At 58.4% G+C, this 14,511-nt stretch carries 14 protein-coding genes; 7 read left to right on the top strand and 7 right to left on the bottom strand.

Annotation, left to right across the window (positions count from 1 at the left end; genetic code table 11):
* Positions 1-9 precede the first annotated feature (9 nt).
* The 4 genes from GGD67_RS28760 to pseF are packed head-to-tail and all read left to right on the top strand — an operon-like array spanning position 10 to position 3,765.
* Positions 10-849, top strand: coding sequence for an SDR family oxidoreductase (locus GGD67_RS28760; RefSeq protein ID WP_179737634.1), 840 nt, complete (start codon positions 10-12; stop codon positions 847-849).
* A 53-nt stretch (positions 850-902) separates the two neighbouring features.
* A complete protein-coding gene (pseB, locus tag GGD67_RS28755; protein WP_179737632.1) occupies positions 903-1,904 on the top strand; it encodes a UDP-N-acetylglucosamine 4,6-dehydratase (inverting) in 1,002 nt (333 codons plus the stop codon).
* Positions 1,901-3,079, top strand: coding sequence for a UDP-4-amino-4,6-dideoxy-N-acetyl-beta-L-altrosamine transaminase (gene pseC / locus GGD67_RS28750; protein ID WP_179737623.1), 1,179 nt, complete (start codon positions 1,901-1,903; stop codon positions 3,077-3,079). Before pseB ends, pseC begins: the two co-directional genes overlap by 4 nt.
* Entirely contained in the window at positions 3,076-3,765 is a 690-nt protein-coding gene (gene pseF, locus GGD67_RS28745; protein WP_179737612.1) for a pseudaminic acid cytidylyltransferase, read from the top strand. Before pseC ends, pseF begins: the two co-directional genes overlap by 4 nt.
* On the opposite strand, the gene GGD67_RS28740 is transcribed toward pseF, so the two are convergent.
* From GGD67_RS28740 to GGD67_RS28715, 6 genes are all read right to left on the bottom strand, one after another.
* The gene (locus GGD67_RS28740; protein ID WP_179737610.1) at positions 3,752-4,981 is read right to left on the bottom strand and encodes an HAD-IIIA family hydrolase; all 1,230 of its coding nucleotides are present in this window, start codon (positions 4,979-4,981) and stop codon (positions 3,752-3,754) included. The two genes, pseF and GGD67_RS28740, sit on opposite strands and share 14 nt — an antisense overlap.
* Positions 4,975-5,877 (bottom strand): hypothetical protein, encoded by a 903-nt coding sequence (locus GGD67_RS28735; RefSeq protein ID WP_179737608.1) that lies wholly within the window; start codon positions 5,875-5,877, stop codon positions 4,975-4,977. The genes GGD67_RS28740 and GGD67_RS28735 overlap by 7 nt, the downstream gene beginning before the upstream one ends.
* Before the next feature lie 25 nt (positions 5,878-5,902).
* Positions 5,903-7,291: a DUF6418 domain-containing protein gene (locus GGD67_RS28730; protein ID WP_179737606.1), complete on the bottom strand. Its 1,389-nt coding sequence runs from the start codon at positions 7,289-7,291 to the stop codon at positions 5,903-5,905.
* A 289-nt stretch (positions 7,292-7,580) separates the two neighbouring features.
* Complete coding sequence (locus tag GGD67_RS28725) at positions 7,581-8,504, bottom strand: hypothetical protein (protein WP_179737604.1); 924 nt, start codon at positions 8,502-8,504, stop codon at positions 7,581-7,583.
* Positions 8,505-8,513: 9 nt separating this feature from the next.
* Positions 8,514-9,248, bottom strand: coding sequence for a hypothetical protein (locus GGD67_RS28720; RefSeq protein ID WP_210286678.1), 735 nt, complete (start codon positions 9,246-9,248; stop codon positions 8,514-8,516).
* Between the two features lie 169 nt (positions 9,249-9,417).
* Positions 9,418-10,929, bottom strand: coding sequence for a lipopolysaccharide biosynthesis protein (locus GGD67_RS28715; protein ID WP_179737602.1), 1,512 nt, complete (start codon positions 10,927-10,929; stop codon positions 9,418-9,420).
* Positions 10,930-11,279: 350 nt separating this feature from the next.
* Here GGD67_RS28715 and GGD67_RS28710 point away from each other — a divergent pair, with 350 nt between their 5' ends.
* From GGD67_RS28710 to GGD67_RS28700, 3 genes are read left to right on the top strand one after another with little or no spacing between them, the layout of a single operon-like run.
* Complete coding sequence (locus GGD67_RS28710) at positions 11,280-11,975, top strand: SDR family NAD(P)-dependent oxidoreductase (protein WP_179737600.1); 696 nt, start codon at positions 11,280-11,282, stop codon at positions 11,973-11,975.
* Positions 11,972-12,715: a metallophosphoesterase gene (locus GGD67_RS28705; protein WP_179737598.1), complete on the top strand. Its 744-nt coding sequence runs from the start codon at positions 11,972-11,974 to the stop codon at positions 12,713-12,715. Before GGD67_RS28710 ends, GGD67_RS28705 begins: the two co-directional genes overlap by 4 nt.
* Positions 12,705-13,649, top strand: a complete 945-nt coding sequence (locus tag GGD67_RS28700) for an ATP-grasp domain-containing protein (protein ID WP_179737596.1) — start codon at positions 12,705-12,707, stop codon at positions 13,647-13,649. The genes GGD67_RS28705 and GGD67_RS28700 overlap by 11 nt, the downstream gene beginning before the upstream one ends.
* A 26-nt stretch (positions 13,650-13,675) precedes the next feature.
* Here the strand turns inward: GGD67_RS28700 and GGD67_RS28695 are convergent, their stop codons facing one another.
* Positions 13,676-14,500 (bottom strand): class I SAM-dependent methyltransferase, encoded by an 825-nt coding sequence (locus GGD67_RS28695; protein ID WP_210286677.1) that lies wholly within the window; start codon positions 14,498-14,500, stop codon positions 13,676-13,678.
* Between the last annotated feature and the right edge of the window lie 11 nt (positions 14,501-14,511).

The following is a 14,511-nucleotide window of genomic DNA, read 5'->3' as shown; positions in this document are numbered from 1 at the left end:
GAGCCTTCGATGGCAAACCCCTCCTCCCGCTACGACCTGACCGGACGGACCGCGCTCGTGACCGGCGCCGGCGGCCTGCTGGGCAAGCAGCATGTCGCAGCCCTCACCGAATCCGGCGCGCGCGTGGTCGTCACCGACGTCGGCCTGGCGCAGGCCGAGGCCGCCGTCACGGCGATGAAGCAGGCAATGCCTTCGGCCGATCTGATCGCGCTCGAGATCAACGTCACCTCGCTCGAATCGGTGCGCGCCGCCAATGAGCAGCTCGCAGGCCGCGGCATCACCGTCGACATCCTTGTCAACAACGCCGCGATCGATCCGAAGGTGACGTCGAGCCCGGGCGTCATGCACTCCTCGCGCTTCGAGGCGTTTCCGGTGCCGCAATGGCAGACCGAAATCGCCGTCGGCCTGACCGGCGCGATGCTGTGCGCGCAAGTGTTCGGCGGAGAGATGGCCAGACGGGGCCGCGGCGTGATCCTCAACATCGCCTCCGATCTCGGCGTGATCGCGCCAGACCAGCGGCTCTACCGCCAGCCGCACGTGACGCGCGAAGAAGAACAGCCGGTGAAGCCCGTGACCTATTCAGTGATCAAGCATGGCTTGATCGGGCTGACGAAATATCTGGCGACCTATTGGGCCGATCATGGCGTGCGCGTCAACGCGATCTCGCCGGGAGGCGTCTTCAACAACCAGGACCCAGCCTTCGTTGAACGACTGACGCGCCTAATCCCGATTGGCCGCATGGCCGACGTCGACGAATATCGCGCCGCGGTCCAGTTCCTCTGCTCGGATGCCTCGAGCTATATGACCGGTCAGAACCTGGTGATGGACGGCGGCAGGAGCGTATGGTAACCAGCTCCCACTCTCCAATTTAGTGCAAATGATGATCCGGCGCAGAAATGAGTATGTTCAACGATAAGTCTATTCTGATCACCGGAGGCACGGGATCGTTCGGAAAGAAGTTTGTCGGCTGTCTCCTGAAGAACTTCAAGCCACGTCGTATTGTGGTCTATTCGCGCGACGAGCTGAAGCAGTATGAGATGCAGCAGGAATTCGATCAGCCTGCTATGCGCTACTTCATTGGCGACGTACGGGACGGCGAGCGCCTTCGCACCGCTATGAAGGGGATCGACTTTGTTGTCCATGCGGCAGCGCTGAAGCAGGTTCCGGCCGCCGAATACAACCCCATGGAGTGCATCAAGACCAACGTTCATGGCGCGGAGAACGTGATCCAGGCGGCGTTGGAAGCGGACATTGAGAAGGTGATCGCGCTGTCGACGGACAAGGCTGCGCAGCCGATCAACCTCTACGGCGCGACCAAGCTTGCCTCCGACAAGTTGTTCATCGCCGCCAACAACATGGCGGGCGGCCATCGCACCGCTTTCGCCGTGGTCCGCTACGGCAACGTAGTCGGCTCTCGCGGATCAATCGTGCCGCTCTTCAACAAGCTGATCGCCGAAGGTTCGGATCAGCTGCCGATCACCGATCCGCGGATGACGCGCTTCTGGATCTCGCTGCAGCAGGGGGTCGATTTCGTCATCAAAAGCTTTGAGCGCATGTCGGGCGGCGAGATCTTCGTTCCGATGATCCCCTCGGTACGCATTCTCGACTTGGCGAAGGCCATGGCTCCCTCGCTACCGACGCGGGTGGTCGGCATTCGTCCAGGCGAAAAGCTCCATGAGGTCATGTGCCCCACCGACGACTCGCATCTGACGTTGAAATTCCACGATCACTTCGTTATTAAGCCAACGATCAAGTTTTTCCGCCGCGACGTCGACTATGTCATGAATTTACTCGGCGAACGCGGCGAGGCGGTTTCTGACGGATTTGAATACAACTCCGTCAACAATGATCACTTCCTGAATGTTGCCGAGATCAGAGAATTCAACAAGATTGCTATCCAATGATCCCCTACGGTCGCCAGGATATCTCTGAAAACGATATCAACGCAGTCACGCAGGTGCTGCAGTCGGACTGGCTGACCCAAGGACAGGCCGCGCCGCGTTTCGAACAGGCAATGGCCCGTTATTGCGGCGCGGAGCATGCGATCGCGGTGTCGAACGCGACCGCAGCCCTTCATATTGCTTGCCTTGCCCTCGATCTGGGTCCCGGCGATGTCTTGTGGACAGTGCCAAACACGTTCGTCGCCTCCGCCAATTGTGCGCTCTATTGCGGGGCGAGCGTCGACTTCGTCGACATTGATCCTCGCACCTACAACATGAGCGTTACAGCGCTCTCCGAGAAACTCGCGCAGGCCAGCGTCCAGGGACGGCTACCGAAGGTCGTCATTCCCGTGCACTTTGCCGGCCAGTCCTGCGAAATGACGGAGATACATGCCCTCGCTGATCGCTACGGCTTTCGCATCGTCGAAGACGCTTCTCACGCCGTCGGCGGTGAGTATCTGGGACGAAAGATCGGCGCCGTCGAGCTTAGCGACATGGCGATTTTCAGCTTTCATCCCGTCAAGATCATCACGACTGGCGAAGGGGGCATGATACTTGCGAACGATCGCGGACTGGCGGAGCGCCTCGGCTATCTGCGCACTCACGGCATCATCCGTCCGGCGCAGCAAGAGCCGTCCGATCCGCGGCACTCCAACGAGGACCAATTCGGTCCCTGGATGTATGAGCAGATCGAACTGGGCCTGAACTACCGGATGACCGACATCCAGGCCGCACTCGGCGCCAGCCAGCTCGATCGGCTCGATGCCTTCCTCGCACGCCGGCGCGAGCTCGCTGCGCGCTACGATGCGCTGCTTTCGAAGCTGCCGGTGACCCGTCCATGGCAGCACCCGGACACCAATTCGGCTTGGCACCTCTACGTGATCCGGCTGCGGCGGAACGAAATCAGGCTCAGCCGGCGCCAGGTCTTCGATGCGTTGCGCGCCTCCGGCATCGGCGTTAACGTGCACTACATCCCGGTGCACACACAGCCGTACTATCAACGCCTCGGCTTCCGCTTCGGCATGTTCCCGGAGGCGGAAAGCTACTATCAGGACGCGATCACGCTGCCGCTGTTCTCGAAGATGACGAATGACGAGCAGGACGCCGTTGTCGCGGCACTCACGAAGATCCTGGCGTGAAGATCGCAGTCATCCCGGCACGAGGTGGAAGCAAGCGGATTCCCCGCAAGAACATCCGATCGTTTTGCGGAACCCCCATTATCGCCTATTCGATCAACGCGGCTTGCGACAGCGGCCTGTTCGATGAAGTCATCGTATCCACGGATGACGAGGAGATCGCCGGTGTGGCGCGCCAGTTCGGCGCGACGACACCGTTCGCCCGGCCAAAGGAGATCTCCGACGATTTCACAGGCACAAATGCCGTCGTCAAACACGCCGTTGGCTGGTTCATCGAACAGGGCAACGACGTAAGTCATGCCTGCTGCATCTACGCCACGGCACCATTGATTCGGACACGTTATCTACGCGAGGGCTACGACGCCTTGACCGGCTCGGACGCTGCCTTTGCCTTCTCGATCACGAGCTACGCATTTCCGATCCAACGCGCTGTGCGCCTGACCTCGGAAGGCCGGGTCGAGGCGCTCTATCCGGAACACCGCATAACGCGGTCGCAAGACCTCGAGCCGGTCTTTCACGACGCGGGACAGTTCTACTGGGGCACCGCGCGCGCCTTCCTCAACGACGTTCCCGTGTTCTCACCGCGATCGATCGGCATCGTGCTGCCGCGTGTGCTGGTGCAGGACATCGACACGCTGGAGGACTGGGAGCAAGCGGAGTTCATGTTCCGCGCCCTCAGAGGGGACTGACGCCCACGGCGACCTCCTGATCCCTTCCGTTGCCGAGAAACGGCTGAATGAAAGTTTCAAGATTGGGCCCCTTGAATAGATGCCCCGCTATCCCGGCCGCAACCGCCGCCTGGACGTCGTGCGAATTATCGCCGACCAGCAGGCTCGATTCAATTTGCACCGGCCAGCCGTCGAAGCAATCCAGGATCATGCCCGGCGCCGGCTTGCGCCGGTCGCTGGCGCGGCGCCACTGCTCTACAGTTCCATCCTCATGATAGGGGCAGTGTTGGAATTCGTCGATGTGGGCGCCGGTCTCCGCGAGTTCGTGGCTCATCCAGTCGTGCAGGCTATGAACCGCATCGACACCATAATAGCCACGCGCAACGCCCGCCTGGTTGGTCACGACGAAGGTAAGATAGCCACGGTCATTGCATAGCTTGATGGCTTCGCGCGCTCCGGGAATCCATTCGAAATCCTCGATCCTATGCACATAGGCCTTGTCGACGTTCAGCACGCCATCGCGATCGAAGAATACCGCGGGGCGACGCATTCTTGCTGGAAACTCGCGCTGGGCTCGCTCCAGATCCTCGGGAATGCCGATGTCAATGAAGAAGCCGTCATAGACGGCCGCTTCGAGCTGCCCCATCTCGATCAACCGCGGAAACACCGACTGTTCGAGCGAGCACGGCAGCTGATCGATCAGATCGAGGATTCTGCGGTCGATACGATAGATACCTGCGTTGATCGGCCCGTTCGGTTGCGTTCCAGGCGTCAGAAAGCGCCTGACGCTGCCCCGCTCGAGCAAGACACGGCCGTAGCGATCGCCGGGATGCTCCCTCTTCAGCGCAACGCGCACCATCGCCGCCGAACCAAAGGCTGCGAGGTCGAGCAGGTTGAAGTCAAAGAACGAGTCACCGTTGAGGAGAAGGAACTGCGGCTCCAGCTTAGGGGCCGCGTGCTTCAGCGCCCCACCGGTCCCCATTTGCGTTGGCTCACATATAACCGAGATCGCCGCACGACGCCATGTTCTGCCGTCATAGCGCTCGACCACCTGCTCGGCGCGGTGTCCCGCCAGAAGCGCTATTTTCTCGATGGTGGGATAGCGCGATACCTCATCGAGGATATAGTCTAGGAAAGACTTGCCACCGACGTCCAGCAGCGGCTTGGGGACCGCGCGAGTTCGCTCGCCCAGCCGGGTCCCGAGGCCGCCAACGAGTATCACCGCTTGCGTCAGCACGGGGCACTCTCCCCTCGGTCGATCGTTGTGTCCGCGCCCGCGACTGGATTGCGAGAGCCGGGCCGAGATTGGCGCATGAGCGCATATAGCACGCCCGCCAGAAGCGTCAGCCCGCCGACACCGAACATCGCCGCAATCGGTCGGGGCGACACCTGCCTGGCCGTGACGAAGGCACCGTCGATCAAAGCCGCCGGATAAGTTCGCCACGAGCCAAGCCGCGCCGCGAGCGCGAGCCGCTCAGCCCTCAACGCAGCCAGCCTCTCTCCGTTACGCTGGATCAGGTTGAGCAGCCAAACCGCGCGTAAAGCAGATGCGTCGGAGTCACTCGAGTTCGACTCGGACATCGTCTTCACCAGGGTCTCCACCCTTTCCCGCATCTGAAGCAGATCGCTCACGTTCGCGTCGATGGCAGCAAGCTGCGCATTGATATCGGCAAAGAACGACGCGCGAATTCCTTCCCGATCTTCATTCAACAGACGCACGATGATGGCGAGCGCGTGCTGCACATCCTGGGCGTCAGCCGCCCGCACGCTGATCAGCATGGCATCCGCCCCTTCGAGCCGCGCCACTAAGCTGGAGGAGATCAATTGAGGGCTTCGGCCAGCTTTGTCCGGAAAGCCCATCGATTGCGCCACGCGTCGCTTGAACGGCGACGAATTGACCTGTGAAACCAGGGCTTGCAAGTTCATCAATTCGGCGCCGTCGAGACGGCCGCCCCGCACGATCGCCTGCGCTTCATAGGCCGGAGGAAGACGGCTCGCAACGAGGAAAGCTGGCACCATCGTTGCTGCGGTCATACCAAACAGCAGCAACCATCGCTTGCGGACAGCCTGAACGAAAAACAGCAGTAAGCCGCCCAAATACGGATCGAAATTCAAGATTCGTTGCTTGCTCATTCTCAGGCTTCCAAACCAGCCGAAATTAGTAGATCGGACGAAGCGGCTGCGGATCCGGTGTCATGCTGGATCGCCAGCTATCCTCGGTTACGTAGACGATCAACGCGACTGCAATTTTTGCCGCGAAGGTCCACTGAATGAAAGAATTAGCCATACCCGTCACGACGCCGATCGACATCGCATACAGTAACGGCGTGAGGAAGACGCAAGTCACGAAACGTTCCTGGACGATACAGCGCGTGAGCAGAAACATGAACTCCGAAAATGCGATCGCAGAAAGCAAAACCAGCAAGAACCCGCCGATTGGGCCACCCAGTTCAAAACAGAGTTCAGGCCAGCCTCCAGTATAGGCGGAGCCCTGCTGCAGGATGAAGTGCGCGCGCTCAAGCGGCAACGCCTGTTCCATGAGAAACTGCATGGTCGAGTTTCGGGTCGGATCGAATGGGTCGATGAAGAGCTTGTGGAAGGCCAGAGCTCCGTCCCAGGTACCTCGCACGAACACACGCTCAAACGTCGCCCACCACATCTCGCCTTGCTGAACCAAGAGCCGCTGCGAGAGCTTGGAAGCCAGCGTAGTGCCCTCGAATCCGCGAACGAAAACATAGGAATAAGCGAGGGCCATGGCCGTCATCACCAATAGAACGCCGCCGGCGATTCCGACTTTGCGAAAGACTGAAGCCCCGGATAGCTTGTCCTCGGATCGGCTGGATACCTGCTCGATGAAAAGAACGGCGCCGATCGGGATTAAAAAGAATGAAGTAGAGGCGTAAAATGACGAGAAACGGTGCCCTACCAGGAATAGGTAGAACAGCATGGTCGCAAATAGAAACGCAAATCTGCGATCAAAGGATTTGCCGCTCAACACCGGCGCTACGAAGAATAAGCCGAGTTGGAATGCCAACATGTTTCCCCACTCGATGAGACGAACATGCAAGGGGCCACCATATTGCTGGGTATAGTCATAACGTTCCATCGCGGCGAATAGCGGGATGGGCCCCCTCACCACCAATTCGATCCACAGTCCCACCATGAACAAAACGGCGGACCAAAAAGCCAGGTTGGAGATCCGGACAGGTGTTCCGGGCGGCAAAACTGGCAATGTCGCCTCAAGAAGTCTCTGCACTCGCCGGCCGCGGAACGAAAACAGCATTGCTGCGATCACAAGACCCTGTGAGATTGCAATCGGAACCGCAGCCACGCCGGGTCCAATCTCCGCTTCCAACTGCTCTGAGAAAATCGGCCCGAACAGATCAACATACAATACCGAGACAAGCCTCCCTGCAAAAGCAAAAAGGGGAAAGAAGTAGAGCATTGCGAGCGCCGGACACCTCAACGCAACCCAAGCCATCGCAGCCAGCGTCCCGCCGGCAGCAATCACGCTCAGTGGCGCAAAAATCACGAACTCCGCGCTCAACGGTTGAAGCTCTCTGTCTCCGGCTCATCCGCGATGGACATAACCATTCCCCTGGCCAGCCGCTTCAGGTCCAATAAGACCCATATAGAGCATTTGGCATCCATAGCCCTCGGAAAATGGCCGGAGACGAACGATCCGCTAGCTGCACCCGAACTATTCGCGCACCCTGTCATTCCGACAACCTGGGCGCGAAAACGAAAGCGTAGGAACCCAAGGGAGACCCAAAGAGGCAAGGAGATGGTTCGCCGGAATGGCGACTCCTGTTTCGGACGGCACCGGATCAAAGGGATCAATGCTGCAAAATCCCGGCAAAATTCATATGAGCGGGCCGGGAATGTTCGATCCCTAGGAGGGTTCGACGATTGTCATTCGAGCGTTGCAGATGAAGACTCGCCAGCGTGACACCTAGGCAGGTAGTGACGGTCGTCCCCCTGCCGCCAAACGGCTTCAGGAAGTCAAATACCTTGTTGCCAAAAATGTCCGCTATACACATCTCGCGGGCACCCAACGGGGAGATTTCTCCAAAATCACCTTCCAGCCGTTCTCCGTCCTCGCGGATCAAGACAGTCTTCGGGCTCGCCGCAAAGGCGTACTCCGGGTCGGAAGAATGGTTGATGAGCATAAGGCTGCTCACCACGTCTTTCGTCGCGATTACCTTCGGATTGATGCCAGTGAACCCGATGTGGGATTTAAGTCGACCTTCATTCAATGGCCGCGCGAATGCGCCTGTCCGATAGATCGCCACATTGTCCTGGTCGACGTAGGTCATTGAAAAACTAGCCGGCGAAGAACGATTACCATCCATCCGCCCTCGCGACATCACTGCGACAACGAGATAGTCATCGTCGGGCAGCTTTAGGTCGGCCAGGAGCCTCGACAGATCAATCTCAAAGGACGCCCTCGGCGCGTAGGCTGATGGGACCTGGTAGGATGTCAAATATTCGCCGCCGCGCGACAATATGTGCAGCCTGAACCGCAGCTTCCGACTGAATCCCGATGCGACCAGACTCGTCAACTCCGGCCCCAGATCCTTCAAGGACTCGAAAAATTTCTTCCTCAAGCTGCCTGCAACGAGGCCCCGCATGTAACCCAGCGTCAATGGCCGGTACCAGATCGGTATAGAGAGACCGAGCCTGCATTCAAGCCCGGCGAAGGTCGGAAGAATGAATCGCGGCTCATAGGGCTTCCAGGGCGTCGTCGGAAATCGGCTCACTGCACTATCCTAGAAATGATGCAAGCTGAACTTGCCATTCGCGAACTGATAGAAGCTGAATGGACTTGCCAGGTTGGCACCGCTGATCTCAAGAGCAAACGTAACTGCGGATCCGACAAGTTGCCTGGCATCTGGGAAAAGCTCGAGTGTATCAATGCGGCGAGCTCCCATCGGTCGAATCTTCGGGAGCTTCTGCTCAGCAAGGACAGCACCATCGAGCGCAATCAACCTGGCCGTCCCCATAGCGTCGCATCCCGGTGCCATGCAGGGATTGATGACGATGACCCCTGATTGCTCGAGGAACTTTGACAGATATGTCTGCGCCCAAGCCGGCGTCGGGAATTCTGTTAAGGTGACCGGCTCTCGCTCATGGGACAAACTGATTGCGCCCTGCTGGGAATAGTACTGCGCGTAATACCCGGTCGTGACTCTCTTGCCAGGTCGGACCTTTGCCTCGCCCTTGGGCATCAAAGTCACCGCCACCGTCCCGGAAATGCTCGAGCACAATTGAGAGGTCTTCAACTGCAACTGACCGTCCAACCCGAGTTCCTTGTGGAAGTAGCCAACCTGGGTCCCGTCCCTGTCGAACAACCAGACGTGCACCTGAGCTTCCGGAGAACCCTTGAAGAATGTGGAGAAATAGTTGAAAGCACAAACCTCGGTCTCAACGACATCATCGTTGCGGAGGTAAAGGACCGACGGTGGATATCCCCTCGCGACCGCTTCGGCAACTTCAAGTTTCATAGCTATTCATCTCGTCACTCGAGGGGCCTGCGGTGCTTCAACAATTGTTCTCGTTCGAGGACTTCGTCACCGTCCGCCCGAGGTCTGCTTACGCTAGGAAGCAGAAGGAAGCAACTTGGCATTGCAACAGGTGCATCAGGTCGGAAGCTCATTCGCTGCCCCAGAGAGTTCACCGATTCGTCATTAATCGTACAAATCGCCCGAGCATCAGCCGTTCATCCCTCGTTAGAATGATCATAAAGCTTAAGGCCCAGGCTGCCAAACAACCCAGCGCGCCGAAGATAATGAGTTCAGCAAGATTATCAGGATAGTGGATAAATTTGCACGCGACCACAAGCGCTGCAAGTATGGCTGCCACGGCCGCGTGCCTGACCACCTGCCCCCAAAACAGAGAACCACGGAGGTCCATTTCAGACAGCATGTAGCGCGCAAACACTGGCACGAATAAGATGTGCGAAACAGCCCATCCAAAAACAAACGCACGCTCCTGGAACCAAAGCAGCGTCATTCCTATCAAGAGATATTGGGTCAGGACCTGCAGGTACAAGAGCCGGGTGTTGTAGCGCAGGAAGTCCGATCTGACCATCAGCGCGGCCTGTCCTGCTCCAAGCAGAATGGTCGTCGCTGGAACACATAGCGAGAGCGCTAGCCAGGGCCACTGCTCGGCATTTTGCGGCCCGACCCACAGATACAGTATCTGCTTCGACAAAAGAGCCATCACAATCAGAACGGGCAACGCGATCGCACCAGGAAAGACGAGGCTGTTCCGCCCAAGGATCTGAAGGCGCCGCGCATCCGACGCTTCTTCGATGCGAGCAGAAATCGGAAGGATTGCAGAGTAAAGCGGGGCCATGATCGCCTTCAAGAAGCGAGGCAGTCGCGTAATCAGATCAAAAGTTCCAACCTCTGCAGGACTGAACAGAATTCCAATAGCAAGCGGCGCCGTTGTATGCTGCAACACGCCGACTATCCTGCCGTTGAACATTAACCAACTGCGATAGAGGATATCCCTGCGACTATCGCTTCTCCATGCGACGAACCGTAACGGCGTTGGGAGTGCAAACCTGTAGACGACAACTGCCAGTACTACATATTTCGCGACGATCGTGGTGGCGAGGTAGGAGTACGCAATTAGTTCAAACGGCGCCCCGCGCCAGACGGCGAGATAGATCGAAGCGACATAGAGTACGTTGCTCGCGACTTCCGTCAACCGTAACCAGCCGTACTCCTCAAATCCCTTAAGCGCTCCTTCCGTAGCGAGACCCAAGAAGGCGATTGGAAGCACCAGCGCAGTAACTTCAAGGATAGAATTGAACGCTGCAACCTCATTGGGTGCAACCTTAAAAATCGCCGCGAGCGAGTCGCTCGAAATCCAGAGCGCAAGACCTGAAACGGTTCCAGTCACCGCCGCAATTACCGTGAGCAGCGAAACCTTCTCACTCGCGGCGCGCCAATCCCCGAGGCGCCCTCGCGCAACCGCTTGAGTAATCGTTTCCGATACGCCGAAGTCCAACAAGGACAAGAACCCACTCGGCAGGAACGCCCGCGCGAGCACAATTAAACCCAGCACGCTGAGACCGTAAGACCGCGCAATCAGGCCGACCGCCAGCAGCCCCAACACGCCTGCAAGGCCGTAAGCCACAGCCGAGATAGCCGTGTTTTGCAAGAAACGTTGCAGCATCGATCAATTCGCCTCATTCAGGGCCCGCAGCTAGCATAGACCCAAGTCATTCACCATTGCGGGATTCGGGGGGAAGCAAGCAATGGTCATACCCTCTCGCCTGGCGTTTCATGGTGCTCGCCTTCGGCCCACCCCAAATGTCATTCCAGAGGTATTTTAACACCGATTGCTCCCCCCCCCGCGTCAGCGCACATGGTTTGATCCTGATATGGGCTTACCCCCCGGCAGCCATCGTCCGCGCAGGTTACTTCTTGCGCGACACCCGCAGATCATCCACGACACCTCGACGGGCTCTTGCAAAAGCGGCTCCTGTCGGTGAATACCGAAGGATGTAAGAAGAGAAGATCCTCATGGAGCAACAGCGCGCGATCATCGTCACCGGAGCCTCACGTGGTCTTGGCTTTGAGTTGCTCGACCTGCTTATTGCGGCTGACGCACGACCGATGGCGTTAGGCCGGCGTCTGCATCCGCGGCACGAGGCCGCCGCAGCCAAGAACGCTTGCACCTTCGTGGCTGCGGACTTTTCCGCGTTGCCAAGCCTCGATCAAATCGATCTCGCCAGCGCTTTGCCGCAAACCGCCGATGAGATCGTCCTGATCAGCAATGCCGGTATAGTCGAGCCGATCGGCACGCTCGGTTTCATCGATGCCGGCGCGCTGGTAAAGGCCTTCGAAGTCAACGCCCTTGCTCCGGCAATCCTGGCACGCAAGCTGCTCGCAGGGGCCGACGCGCAGGGGACCAGGTTGCGTGTCCTTAACATCAGCACGGGAGCCGCGCACCGCGCGTTGCCCGGGCTTGCCTCATACTGCGCCAGCAAGGCCGCGGCCGCGATGATCTTTGATTGCCTCGCCGCCGAGCGACCCGACGTCGTTGTCGAGCACATCGATCCTGGCGTACTGAACACCGACATGCAAATCGTGCTACGCAGTGCTGCCGATCAGGACTTGCCGGTGCGAGACATGTTTTTGAGCTTCGAGGCCGAAGCCAAACTGCGGCATCCTCGCGATGTTGCCCGCGAAATCCTTGCGCGAGCCGGGCTGCTATGAAGATTGCGGTGCTCGCCGATATCCACGGCAATGCTGGGGCTCTGCGCGGGACACTTGTCGAGGCGCGTAAGAGCGGCGTTCAGTATCTGATCGTGCTCGGAGATCTCATTGGCTATTACTATGCCGCAAGCGAAGTGCTTGAACAGTTGCGGCAGTGGCCTTTCGTTGCGATCCGAGGCAATCACGAACGGATGTTCGCCGAAGCTCTCAGGAGCGAGCGCGCCAAGCAGACATACCAAGAACGATACGGCAGCGCGCTGGATTTGGCAGCAGCAACGCTCGAGCCGCAAGATTGCGATTGGTTGATCCGCTTGCCCGACCGGGCGACAATCCATCTCGGAGGCGTTGCACTGGAGCTGTGCCATGGCTCGCCACGCGATCCCGATGAGTACGTCTATCCCGATTCGAGTGCCGCCACACTGAACGCCTGTCGAGTAGACGGTGCGGATATCGTGCTGATGGGGCACACGCACTATCCCATGCTTAATGCCGAAGCACGCCCCGTGCTTCTCAATCCTGGCTCGGTGGGTCAGGCGCGCGACCGCGGAGGGTTTGCGTGCTGGTGCAGCATCGACACGTCAACGCGCGCCATGGTGATCAACCGCACACCGTACGACACGCGTCCTCTCGCCGAAGAAGCGCGTCGACGCGACCCTCATCTGCCCTATCTCGCAGAGGTACTCGAACGAAACAATCCGGCAGCCGATTCGACAAAGTCAGGACCGCGAGATGATTTATGATACAATGCTGATAACTGGGTGCGGCGGCGATATCGCGTTGGCTCTCTGTCGCATTGCGCGTGAAGCAGGCGTCGTGCGCCGGCTCATCGGCTGCGACATCCACTCCGATCACGTGGGGCTCGCCTTCTTCGACGTGTGCGAAGTGGCGCCGCGGGCAAACGACTATTCATATCTCGAAACACTTCAACGAATCGTCGTGGATCACGGCGTGGATGTGATCGTCCCCATGTCGGAAGCAGAGATCGCAGTCTTGCTGGCAGCTGGACACCTTGACGCCTTTGCCGGCGTACAGGTCCTGGCCGCAAACCCGCTCGCCGTCGAAACAGGTCTCGACAAATACGCAACGTTCAATCGCCTTGCCGAGCACGGACTTGGGGTGCCCTGGACCCGCATCGTCGGGGAAGCGCCGCCCGTCGCATTGCCCTGCATTTTAAAGCCGCGGCGCGGCCAGGGCAGTAAGGATCTGCGGCAGGTCAACACGGAGGAAGACGTCGAAATCGCCACGCGAACACGGGCCGGCGACTTGTGGCAGGAGTTGCTGTTGCCGAGCGACCAGGAATATACCTGCGGCCTGTACCGCAACCGTTCGGGCGAAACCCGTATGATCGCGCTCCGCCGTCGGCTGCATGGCGGACTAACCGGCGCAGCCGTGGTCGCGGACAGCACGCCGTTCCGCCTACAGCTGCATGGAATCGCGGACGCGATTAAGCTCAATGGCTCGATCAACGTGCAGCTACGACTGACGGCCGATGGCCCAAAAGTGTTTGAGATCAATCCGCGCTTTTCGAGCACGGTCCGCTTCCGTCACAAACTTGGTTTTCAGGACTTCATCTGGTCCTTGCTCGATTCGCGTGGGCTTCCGATCGGGCCATATTGTCCACCGTCTCCTGGCAAACGGATGTACCGATGCGCGGATGAAATCATGATCGATTGACGGCGACGCGTTTCAGGACAGGTAGATTAGGGCCGTCGCACCACGATACAAATATCCCTACCCAATCCCGCCGTGAATATCGACCTGAACAACGCGAGCCTGGCTTCAACTTCGACACTACATGCAAAACGAAAGAACTTTCGTCGCAAGGAATGCGCGAAGGGACCGAGTTTTCTGTCTTTGTAGTAATTGAAAGCGTCTTCCATCAAAAGATGATCAATTGGGTAGTCGCCGAAGCAATCGATGACGGAGAAGCCGTTGCGCCTGCCAAGCTCAGGTAGCGTTTTCGTCGTGAAATAATGCAAGTGTACGGGCGGCACGAAGATCGGAAGCTCTTCCTTGCTGACATCGCCAAATATGGTCGAATGAAGCGTAGAGAAATCGTTCGGAACTTCGATAATTGCTAGCCCTTCGGGAGACAGGTAGGAGCCGATGCGCGTCATGATGGTGTCTGGATCGATGACGTGCTCGATGACGTTCTTGCAATAAACCAGGTCAAACGAAACGCCTTCGAAGTGGCGCTGAGATCCAATGTCCCCGGCATGGAGATGATCGACGTTATTTTCGATTAGATCGCGATTTTGCCGTTCAACGCCGACTAGGGAGTGGTCCACGCCGAAGATATTGAAGCCGCGTCGATGCGCCGACTTCAGGAAGAACCCTTCCCCGCACCCGAGATCAATCGCATTTCCCCTGGAAACGCCATGAGCCGCCGCGAAGTCCAATGCGACGCTTGCGCGATCGTCGAAATAGTTGAGCTCCGCTTGATCATACTCCTTCTTGTATTGCCCTGTCGGGTCTTGATAATAGGATTCGCGATAGTGTTTCTCGATCTCCCCAATGGTGGGCATCGGGTCCGCTG

Origin of the sequence: Bradyrhizobium sp. IAR9 (assembly GCF_013408065.1) — a bacterium.
Taxonomy (GTDB): Bacteria; Pseudomonadota; Alphaproteobacteria; order Rhizobiales; family Xanthobacteraceae; genus Bradyrhizobium.
Note: the sequence above shows the minus strand (reverse complement) of the source record. Positions and strands in the feature narration are given on the sequence as shown.

What these genes read in the sequence shown, in the direction of transcription:
- GGD67_RS28760 (WP_179737634.1), top strand. Translation starts at nt 10, where the DNA reads ATGGCAAACCCCTCCTCCCGCTACGACCTGACCGGACGGACCGCGCTC.
- pseB (WP_179737632.1), top strand. Translation starts at nt 903, where the DNA reads ATGTTCAACGATAAGTCTATTCTGATCACCGGAGGCACGGGATCGTTC.
- pseC (WP_179737623.1), top strand. Translation starts at nt 1,901, where the DNA reads ATGATCCCCTACGGTCGCCAGGATATCTCTGAAAACGATATCAACGCA.
- GGD67_RS28735 (WP_179737608.1), bottom strand. Translation starts at nt 5,877, where the DNA reads ATGAGCAAGCAACGAATCTTGAATTTCGATCCGTATTTGGGCGGCTTA.
- GGD67_RS28720 (WP_210286678.1), bottom strand. Translation starts at nt 9,248, where the DNA reads ATGAAACTTGAAGTTGCCGAAGCGGTCGCGAGGGGATATCCACCGTCG.
- GGD67_RS28715 (WP_179737602.1), bottom strand. Translation starts at nt 10,929, where the DNA reads ATGCTGCAACGTTTCTTGCAAAACACGGCTATCTCGGCTGTGGCTTAC.
- GGD67_RS28710 (WP_179737600.1), top strand. Translation starts at nt 11,280, where the DNA reads ATGGAGCAACAGCGCGCGATCATCGTCACCGGAGCCTCACGTGGTCTT.
- GGD67_RS28705 (WP_179737598.1), top strand. Translation starts at nt 11,972, where the DNA reads ATGAAGATTGCGGTGCTCGCCGATATCCACGGCAATGCTGGGGCTCTG.
- GGD67_RS28700 (WP_179737596.1), top strand. Translation starts at nt 12,705, where the DNA reads ATGATTTATGATACAATGCTGATAACTGGGTGCGGCGGCGATATCGCG.
- GGD67_RS28695 (WP_210286677.1), bottom strand. Translation starts at nt 14,500, where the DNA reads ATGCCCACCATTGGGGAGATCGAGAAACACTATCGCGAATCCTATTAT.